The sequence below is a fragment of the Pseudoalteromonas sp. 5Ae-yellow genome, from assembly GCF_014077565.1.
In the GTDB taxonomy this organism is placed as follows: Bacteria; Pseudomonadota; Gammaproteobacteria; order Enterobacterales; family Alteromonadaceae; genus Pseudoalteromonas.
In genome coordinates this window covers 1-8395 of record NZ_JACGWD010000112.1, presented here as the reverse complement: position 1 = coordinate 8395, position 8395 = coordinate 1, and the positions used below count along the sequence as shown (strand labels likewise).

General features: G+C 41.4%; 7 protein-coding genes and 1 pseudogene. 1 reads left to right on the top strand and 7 read right to left on the bottom strand.

Annotation, left to right across the window (positions count from 1 at the left end; all coding sequences use genetic code 11):
* Positions 1–173 precede the first annotated feature (173 nt).
* The 3 genes from H4J63_RS19070 to H4J63_RS19060 all read right to left on the bottom strand — a co-directional run bounded on the left by H4J63_RS19070 (position 174) and on the right by H4J63_RS19060 (position 4253).
* Positions 174–887, bottom strand: a complete 714-nt coding sequence (locus tag H4J63_RS19070) for a DUF1499 domain-containing protein (RefSeq protein WP_010555166.1) — start codon at positions 885–887, stop codon at positions 174–176.
* 108 nt (positions 888–995) lie between these two features.
* The gene (locus H4J63_RS19065; RefSeq protein WP_182197995.1) at positions 996–2336 is read right to left on the bottom strand and encodes a DUF1501 domain-containing protein; all 1341 of its coding nucleotides are present in this window, start codon (positions 2334–2336) and stop codon (positions 996–998) included.
* A 9-nt stretch (positions 2337–2345) separates the two neighbouring features.
* A complete protein-coding gene (locus H4J63_RS19060) occupies positions 2346–4253 on the bottom strand; it encodes a DUF1800 family protein (RefSeq protein ID WP_182197994.1) in 1908 nt (635 codons plus the stop codon).
* A 170-nt stretch (positions 4254–4423) separates the two neighbouring features.
* Between H4J63_RS19060 and H4J63_RS19055 the strand changes: the two genes are divergently transcribed.
* The gene (locus tag H4J63_RS19055) at positions 4424–4639 is read left to right on the top strand and encodes a hypothetical protein (RefSeq protein ID WP_010555169.1); all 216 of its coding nucleotides are present in this window, start codon (positions 4424–4426) and stop codon (positions 4637–4639) included.
* Positions 4640–4751: 112 nt separating this feature from the next.
* Here H4J63_RS19055 and H4J63_RS19050 read toward each other — a convergent pair whose 3' ends face one another.
* The 4 genes and pseudogenes from H4J63_RS19050 to H4J63_RS19035 all read right to left on the bottom strand — a co-directional run.
* Positions 4752–5216: a nuclear transport factor 2 family protein gene (locus H4J63_RS19050; RefSeq protein ID WP_182197992.1), complete on the bottom strand. Its 465-nt coding sequence runs from the start codon at positions 5214–5216 to the stop codon at positions 4752–4754.
* A 91-nt stretch (positions 5217–5307) separates the two neighbouring features.
* Positions 5308–7734, bottom strand: a complete 2427-nt coding sequence (hrpB, locus tag H4J63_RS19045) for an ATP-dependent helicase HrpB (RefSeq protein WP_182197991.1) — start codon at positions 7732–7734, stop codon at positions 5308–5310.
* 83 nt (positions 7735–7817) lie between these two features.
* Positions 7818–8231: a group II truncated hemoglobin gene (locus H4J63_RS19040; RefSeq protein WP_101217759.1), complete on the bottom strand. Its 414-nt coding sequence runs from the start codon at positions 8229–8231 to the stop codon at positions 7818–7820.
* A gap of 70 nt (positions 8232–8301) precedes the next feature.
* Positions 8302–8395 (bottom strand): annotated as a pseudogene (locus H4J63_RS19035) (IS5/IS1182 family transposase); the annotation flags it as partial.

Sequence of the window (8395 nt, the reverse complement as noted above, 5' to 3'; positions counted from 1 at the left end):
TTCCTTCAGACCCCACCGTTGGCCAGTGACGCCCTTGCCATTCAGATTATCTTCCCCTTAGTCAGGGTGATAAGGCATCTTTCAGCCTATCGGGTTTGCCAGCTTCGCTGGGCAAACAAAAAAGCCCAAACAGTGTTTGGGCTCAATCATTAGTACTAGGGCGCTAAATTTAGTTATTTTGCAAGTAAGCTGTTTAATTCATTAATAATTGAATGAATGCGCTCTGCATTTTTTCCTAAATCACTACGCCCTACTCGCGACTTACTACGAATATCAACAAAACGTTGGCTGCCTTCATCTTTAATACGAATAACCACATCGTCTTTAAAACCAAACCACGTTGTTGTATCGGTAGCTTCCACAATACCTGTAGCCGTATTTGCACTTACCAATGCAAAGCCAAGATTTTTAACTGCTTGTTCGCTTGCTGTCATTAAATCGGCTTTAGATTGTGCAAAGCTTAAAGTTACCAGCTCAGGGTATGCTTTGCGTTGCTGTACTGCCGTTTCTTCACCCGCGTATTCTACTGGGTTAGATGCATTTGCACGCAGTGGTGCAATTGCTACAAATTTTGGTGGATTAACTAAATCAGTTGAAATGTCATGAATTGCCGGTACGCCTTCAGCCTTGTTCATCATATTAAGTGGCATAGCAATGGCCACAACCGAAAATACAAGTGCAATAACACCACTGCTTAGCGTTAACGTTTTACGCATAAATAACGCTTGTACTATAAGTAGCACCAATGCAGCGCCACCAGCATAAACGCCAAATTTAAACCCCGTAAACGCAACACCTAATTCTACAATACCAAATTTATACAAAGGCCCTGGCAGTATGACGAGTAAAAAAGCGATTAAACTAACTAAGCTCACTAAAACTTTCATTTTATGATTCCTATATTGTGTGTGATTTTTATTATTAAAACAGATAAGCACTATTAACCAGTAGCTTATACTACTAACAAGTGCTTTTAGATTACTATTAGCGACTAATTACACAAAAAAGTCCAATGTTGTGTGATCAAAGTTACTCAAGTTTGGAAAAATATCAACAAGCTCAGAGCTTGGCACACCAAACCACTGAGCCAATGTGGCAAAGTACTGCTCATTAGCAACACTTGGAATTAAACGCCCGCCACCGGTATCTTGTGGGCCATCCAAATGTTGAGTTAATAGCTCGCCATATATATTGCCGCCTTTTACTGCGCCGCCCATTACTATTTGGTTCCCTGCCCAACCATGGTCAGTGCCATCGCCATTTGAGGTCAACGTGCGACCAAAATCAGACATAGTAAACGTAGTCACTTTATCAGCCATATCAAGCTCTTTCATCGCACTATCAAATTCACTTAACCCTTGAGCTAACGTATTTAATAAAGCAGGGTGCGTTGTTAATTGGTTGTCGTGGGTATCATACCCCCCCATAGAAACAAAAAACACTTGGCGTTGAGTACTCAACTTTGCCTGTACGCTAATTGTTTTAGCGACTGCGGCAAATTGCTCACTAAGGCTATTATCGCTAAATGGGGTAATAAGTGCAGGCGCGCTTTCTAACGCGCTGTTCATTGCTTGAGTGTTATTTATCGCACTTGTTAAGCCATTGGCATAAGCTGTACTTAACGGATGGCTCGTATTGCCTAGTAAGCGGTTCATAATAGCGGTTACGTGCTCGCTACGAGGTTGATACCCTCCAAACGCGTTAATACTACTAATGCCGCTTTTGTTAAGCGCAAATGCATTGCTAGCACTTCCCGTTTGCCATAAATTAGTACCGTCGAGTGATACATTAGCTGCAAACTCATCTTGTAACTCTAAACGCTCTAAAAGTCGTGCGCCCCACCCGCTATTAAGTGATTGTTTTTCTCGACCATACATCCACGCAGCTTGCTGATCGTTATGCGAAAACAAATGCTTAGGCAAACCTATTGCTTTATTTTTATAGTCATTCAATGTTGTGGGAGCGAGTAAAGTACCTACCCCGCCTATAAATGCTAAATTTTGAGATTCAAACACATTTTGTATCGGTTCAAGTGAAGGATGAATACCGACTCCACCGGCAAACTGGCTTTTAATGCTTAGCTCAAGTGGGCTTTCTACCGCTAGGTTTTGCCTGCTTTGCTCGTACAAACTCCGTTGCTCGCCTTCAAGCGGAACGAGCATATTTAACGAATCATTCCCCCCGTATAAATACACACACACTAATGCTTTATAATCACCTAGCTCAACGGCATTAGTCGCTCCAGTTAATGCTTGTAATTGCAGGCTCGTTAACGCGGCAGTCGATACGCTGCCTTTTACACATAAAGACAAAAACTCTCTTCTATTAATGCTCATTATGCGCTCCTAATACTGCACGTTAAATTCAGGTGAAATAGCAATCATATATAATAAATACGAAACCCGTTCACGGTATTGCTCTTCATTAAAGTAGGCATCTAAATCAAGTAATGCTTGGCGTGTGTCACTGCTCATTGCGCCTGCAAAATATAACGTGTTGTACTGAGCTAATAGCGCGCTAACACCGTTTTTCTCTAAAACATTCATGTCGTCTTGAACATAAATATAAATACTATTTGAATTTAAATCGCTGCGCGCTTCTGCGGTACTCCATACTAAGCTTGCGTAAAGCGCGTTCATGGTGCCAATCAGTGTTGCGTCGTTTGCTATTTGTAATTCTGGTGCAACAATACCTTCATTTCGCAAAGCTGCGGTTTGATAATCAGGCCTAAAAAAGTTAAATACTGAAGCCGATTGCATGGGTCCTTGTCCGTAGCTATTTATTAAATTCCATGTTTTATAATAACCCGCTGGCGATTTAGCATCGAGATTTCGCCAAAACTGTACAGTTTTTAAAATAGGCTCTTTAATTTTACCTTGGTAATTAAGCACTGAGCCAAAATGCCGCGCTTCATCATCTAAATAAATAGCCTTTACTACCGCCGCTAAATCGCCGCGTACACCAGCGCCGTTATCAATAAATACATTAGCTACTCGCTCAACATATTGGGGGGTTGGGTTTGAGGTAATTAATCGCTGAATAAGCTGTTTGCTAATAAACGGCGCAACATTTTGATGATTAAATAAATTATCGAGCCCTATTTGCAATGACTCTTCTGCTGCATAACCTTGTGGTATAACCTCACCGTTTAGTAAGGTTTTTTGTTTACTAGAATGGTACTCGTCAAATGCTTCCATTGGCTTAATATAATCACGACTTTTACGCTTAAATGTTTCACTATCGGCAAACGTCCAACCAGTAAATACGCGTGCAAAACCCTCTATTTCTACCTGTCCGTAAGTGGCAATGGTATTACCTTGTGCATCAAGCTTGGCGCTGCCATCTAGATTTAGTTCTTCAAGGCCAATAGTAAATAACTGCATTACTTCACGTGCGTAATTTTCGTCTGGGCGAATATTAAGTGTATCGTCTGCTTTTTCGTTACCCAAATGGCTTAAATAAGTTCCCATAATAGGCGAAAGCGTGACATCTTCGAGTAAGTCACGATAATTACCAAAGGCATGCTTTAGTAATAAATCGTAATAAGTGATCATGCCCTCAGGTTGCCCTCTTAAGGCACTGTTCTCATCCGACACCACTAATATTTCACTTAACGCAAATGCAACACGTTGACGGAGTTGATCGTCACTTTGCATTACTGCTTTCCACCATGCATCTATGCGGCTTATGTATTTAAAGTCGTCATCGTCATTTAGCTTTACTAAATAATCACGGTGATAATTAATAGGTAGCGCTATTTGTTTATCAAGCCATTGCTGCTCGCTTAAACCTTGTGTGTTTTGTATTTCACTAAGCTTAGGCCCCATTGTTGCTTGGTGTAGTAACCGTGCGGCGCTAATCTCATCCATATTATTGCGCGCTATAAAGCTCAGCGTTTTTACACTGCTTGCCCCTTCATTGTCGGTTGCTGTGATCGAAAAAGCGTAATTAACAGGCTTATAACTTTGCGCATTTAGCAGTGTTACTGAGGTGGTTACTGCCTCTAAAGGCCCGCTAATTAGTTCAGGCCCTTGCGTTTGTTGCCATACAACCGATGTAATAGTGCCGTCTTTATCACTGGCTGTTGCTGTTAGCTCAATTGTTTGGCCCTTACTTAATTCACTAGGAAAATCAGCGACTGACAAAATGGGGATTTTATTTCCGTTAACGGTTGGCGTATCATCTGAGCCTGAACCACCGCAAGCGCTTAGTATAAAAACCGAGCTTGCGATCAGAGCAAATTTATAATGCATGTAAAGTCGTCATCATTTGTTAATTAAAGTACGTTAGTGTGTACCGAGTTTGATGCATTTATTGAAACACAAAATTTACAATTTAACTCTTTATTTTTTGTAACCGAATCATGAACGCCCCATTAATAATGCACTAGCTGCAGGGGTAAACAGCCAGAGCTTTATTATTTATGAAAACAGAAATTCGCTATTGTTTTGAATCTTCACAAGTTGCTAACCGGTTTTTACACGAGCTGAAAGACTGGCCGGTTAACGATGTAAAAACACGACTTTTTAATGGCGGCGATAGTGTAAAAGTGACATACGAATACGACGAAAGTGGTTTTGATTACACCTCAGCCGAGCTCGACGACCTAGCAGAAAAGCATGGCGGAAAAGAAGTTTAAATCCAATAATAACAAGGTATGGAGCCATTTTTCTTGGCGAACGCACTAAACATCAATATTGATAATGCGATCAGTAAATGTTTCATAAATATATCTTTATTGGCTTTATTAGTTATTCGTGGTACTTGCGGATCATCGCCACTTTGCCGCTTTCAATTTCAATCACTTCCATCATTGTGGAGGTGTACTCTATTGGCTGCTTATTTTGCGGATGAATACCTTTTACATAGTTTTTATAACGAATAGCAAAGCCTGTATCGTTAAACACAAATGTATTAAGCAGTGTGCTTTCAAACAATGTGTGCGCACCTAAGTAAAAACTCATACCTTTGCGCATCTGCTTTTTACCATCTGGAGTACGTGAGTCATCCGGTTGATACGGAATATGCTGATTGCCAATATCATCGGTTAACAATGCAAGGTAAGCCTCAAGCTCTTTAGCACCTGCGTTAGGTGCTTGTGTGGCGGTCATTGTTTTATAGTACTGCTGCGCAAACGTATTTAAGTCGAGAGGCTCTTGGGCATGAACCGAAAAGGTAGCAACTAATACCAAACCTAACGTTAAAAGTAACCTCATTGACTATTCCCTGTAGCTAAAAATATTTTATAGGTACATTACATTAGTAAGTTCAATAATCAAACAAAATTAGTTTTAAGTGAATTATCACCTACATCTTGCTCTTTACTCTGTTGGTTGCAACACTGTTGGCAGGGTCGTCTGGCCAAAAATGTTTAGGGTAGCGACCTTTCATTTCCTTTTGCACGTCGCGGTAACTGCTAGCCCAAAAGTGCGCTAAATCTTGAGTAAGTTGCAGTGAGCGTTTACCTGGCGATAGCAACTCCATAAGCAGTGGCAGTTTACCCTTGGCAAGCATAGGCGTACTAGTCAAGCCGTAAACTTCTTGCATGCGCACGCTTAGCTTTGCGGGGCCATCAAGCTGGTATTCTATTTTTATATTTGAGCCACTTGGCACCGTTAAGCGCAGTGGTAACAATGCTTTTAACGCTGTTTGTTGTTGCCAATCAAAACAGTTCTGCAATGCTTCAAAGTAGTTAAACTTTTTAAGCTGCGTAAGCGTTTTAATATCTTCTAAAAACACGCCTAGCCACTGCGCTGCATTTTGAATGAGTTGTTGCTCGTTTATTTGTGGGAATTTATCGGGTATTAAATTACTTGCTAAGCTCATGCGTATCAGCAATTGCTGCGCATCAGGTTGCTCGTTAAATAATGCAAAACCGTGTTTAGCAAATAAGTTAAGCCACGCTTTAGCACGTTCTCTCTTATCTAGTTTTTGTTTACTAGGCTGGCTGGTGAGTGTTATAGCACCAAGCTTTACTTCATCTTGATGAATAAAACGCGCTGATTTTTCATCAAACTCACAACGAGTAAGTTCACTAAATAAATGCGGTAAATACTCTTGTAACTCAAATGGGTTGAGCGCAGTGGCTGTAAATATACGCCCTCCTTTGTGCCCGCCCATGGTTGCTATAGCTAAGTAATCGTCGTTGTGCCAGTAATCGGCATTTAACTCAGCACCTGCACCATTGGCAAGTAGGTAACCATTACCGCGTTTTTTAGCAATACGATCTGGATATGCCAATGCCACCAACAAACTAATATAATGCGTATTTAATTCGCTGTTTTCGTTTTTTACTTTTAAGCGGCTTTGCCAATATTTTAACTGTTGTTTAAATACCGGATGCGGACGTTGTTGTTGGCTATGTAGCGCTAAACTCAACTCGTTTGCACTGTTTACTCGGCTCTCAAGTAATGCCACTAAATAAATAGCGAGCCTAAAAATACCAGAGAGTTGGTCATCAAGTATTTGTGCTTTTAATAGCATATGCGCCAAACGAATATCAGCACCAAAACCTAGCATTTTACTGCCAAGCGGTGTGAGCTTACCTTTGCTATCAATAGCTTCAAGCATATTAAGCAGGTTACTTGCTTGCTCGCATTGTTGCTCAGTGGGCTTATCGAGCAAGGTTAGCTCATCAATACTGGCTCCCCACTGCTTTGCCTCAAGCATAAGTTGGCTTATGTCTGATGTGAGTATTTCGGGATTGTCGTGGCTATTACGTCTCTCAAAGGTTTGCTTTGAGCCAATTCGATAAACAATGCCCGGCTCTATTCGCCCTGCACGCCCTGCACGCTGCACAGCAGACGAGCGCGATATACTTTGTGTTGTGAGCTCAGTGACCCCTGTTTTTAAATTAAAGGTAGCTGCACGGCGCTTGCCGCTGTCAATTACAATGCGTATGCCTTCAATAGTTAAACTGGTTTCGGCTACATTGGTGGTAAGCACTACTTTGCGCATGCCGTTTGGTGCAGGAGCAATAGCAGCTTGCTGATTGGCTTTATCTTGCTCGCCAAATAGCGTTGCTACTATGCAGTTACTGGGTAAATCGCTAAGTGCTTGTTGCACGCGTAGTATCTCAAATTGCCCAGGTAAAAATACCAATGCGCTACCTGTTTGCTCATTAAGTGCTTGTTTTATTATGGTAGGAATTGCATCGAGCCAACGGCTTTCATCTTTTATGGGTATGTATATTTCGTCTATTGGGTAGCTGCGACCGCTTGATTGAATTACAGGGCAGTCAAAAAACGCTGTATAACGCTCAGTATCAAGAGTTGCCGACATAAGCATAATGGTTAAATCTTCACGCAGCGCACTTTGGGTCTCGAGCGCAAAGGCAAGTGAGGTATCGGCTGCAATTGAACGCTCATGAAATTCATCAAATATCAGTAAATCAATATCGCTTAATTCGGGGTCGTTTTGCAACATGCGCGTTAGCATGCCTTCGGTGACTATCTCGAGGCGCGTATTAGCGCTTACTTTACTCTCGCCCCTAATCCGCAAGCCCACACTTTGCCCAACACTCTCGTTTTGGCACTTTGCTAAGTAGCTGGCTATATTACGAGCAGCTAAACGGCGAGGCTCTAGCATTACAATACGTTTAAAATGCCCATCGCGCATTAGTTGCAGCGGCAACCACGTAGATTTACCCGCACCAGGCGGCGCTTGTAATAACGTAATAGGATTACTTTGTAATGTAGTAACGAGTTGTTGATATATGTCTTGAACCGGCAGCACAGCTATTTACCCTAAATTGCTTTGCAGGCATTGTAACAAAAAACCGCAGCGACACCGCGGTAGATGTTTATTAATAATTGCTATTAACTACCCGACACCATTCTAATTCGATCTGCAGGCACTCGTAATTGCTGCATTAAGTAAATTTTAAATGGTGCTTCGTAAGGTTGCCCATCAACCGCTTTTTGCATGCATAAAAGCCATGCATCACTTTGCTCAATTCCTACATGTAAATGTTTGTGCGCTTGAGGAATGTTAATACTGCCAAAATGTTCAGCGTATAATTTAGGACCACCTAACCAGCCCGACAAAAAATAAGCGAGCTTTTTTCGCGATGCCGATAAGTCTTTTGAATGCATACTCCTTATATTTTCAGCCTCTTTTAAAGCGTCCATATTATCGTAAAACGCATTCACCAATTGTGTAATACCTGCTAACTCACCTGCCATTTTGTATGAGCAGTCACCCACTCCATATTCACACGTCTTAGTATTCATAACTCACTCAGCTTAACTACTTTGTTTAATACCTGCATATTAGGGGCTGTTGATCTTTGTAGTACATATATCAATCAGCCCACATTGGTAGCCACATCATAGTAAATGCTAAAGCGAGCATTGAATGATAATTTCGTTCAAGCTTTTCATACCGCGTGGCTATC

Bases quoted from the DNA above. Each gene is read 5' to 3' on its own strand.
- H4J63_RS19050 (WP_182197992.1), bottom strand. From the start codon at position 5,216: ATGAGGTTACTTTTAACGTTAGGTTTGGTATTAGTTGCTACCTTTTCG.
- H4J63_RS19060 (WP_182197994.1), bottom strand. From the start codon at position 4,253: ATGCATTATAAATTTGCTCTGATCGCAAGCTCGGTTTTTATACTAAGC.
- H4J63_RS19070 (WP_010555166.1), bottom strand. From the start codon at position 887: ATGAAAGTTTTAGTGAGCTTAGTTAGTTTAATCGCTTTTTTACTCGTC.
- H4J63_RS19065 (WP_182197995.1), bottom strand. From the start codon at position 2,336: ATGAGCATTAATAGAAGAGAGTTTTTGTCTTTATGTGTAAAAGGCAGC.
- H4J63_RS19055 (WP_010555169.1), top strand. From the start codon at position 4,424: ATGAAAACAGAAATTCGCTATTGTTTTGAATCTTCACAAGTTGCTAAC.
- H4J63_RS19040 (WP_101217759.1), bottom strand. From the start codon at position 8,231: ATGAATACTAAGACGTGTGAATATGGAGTGGGTGACTGCTCATACAAA.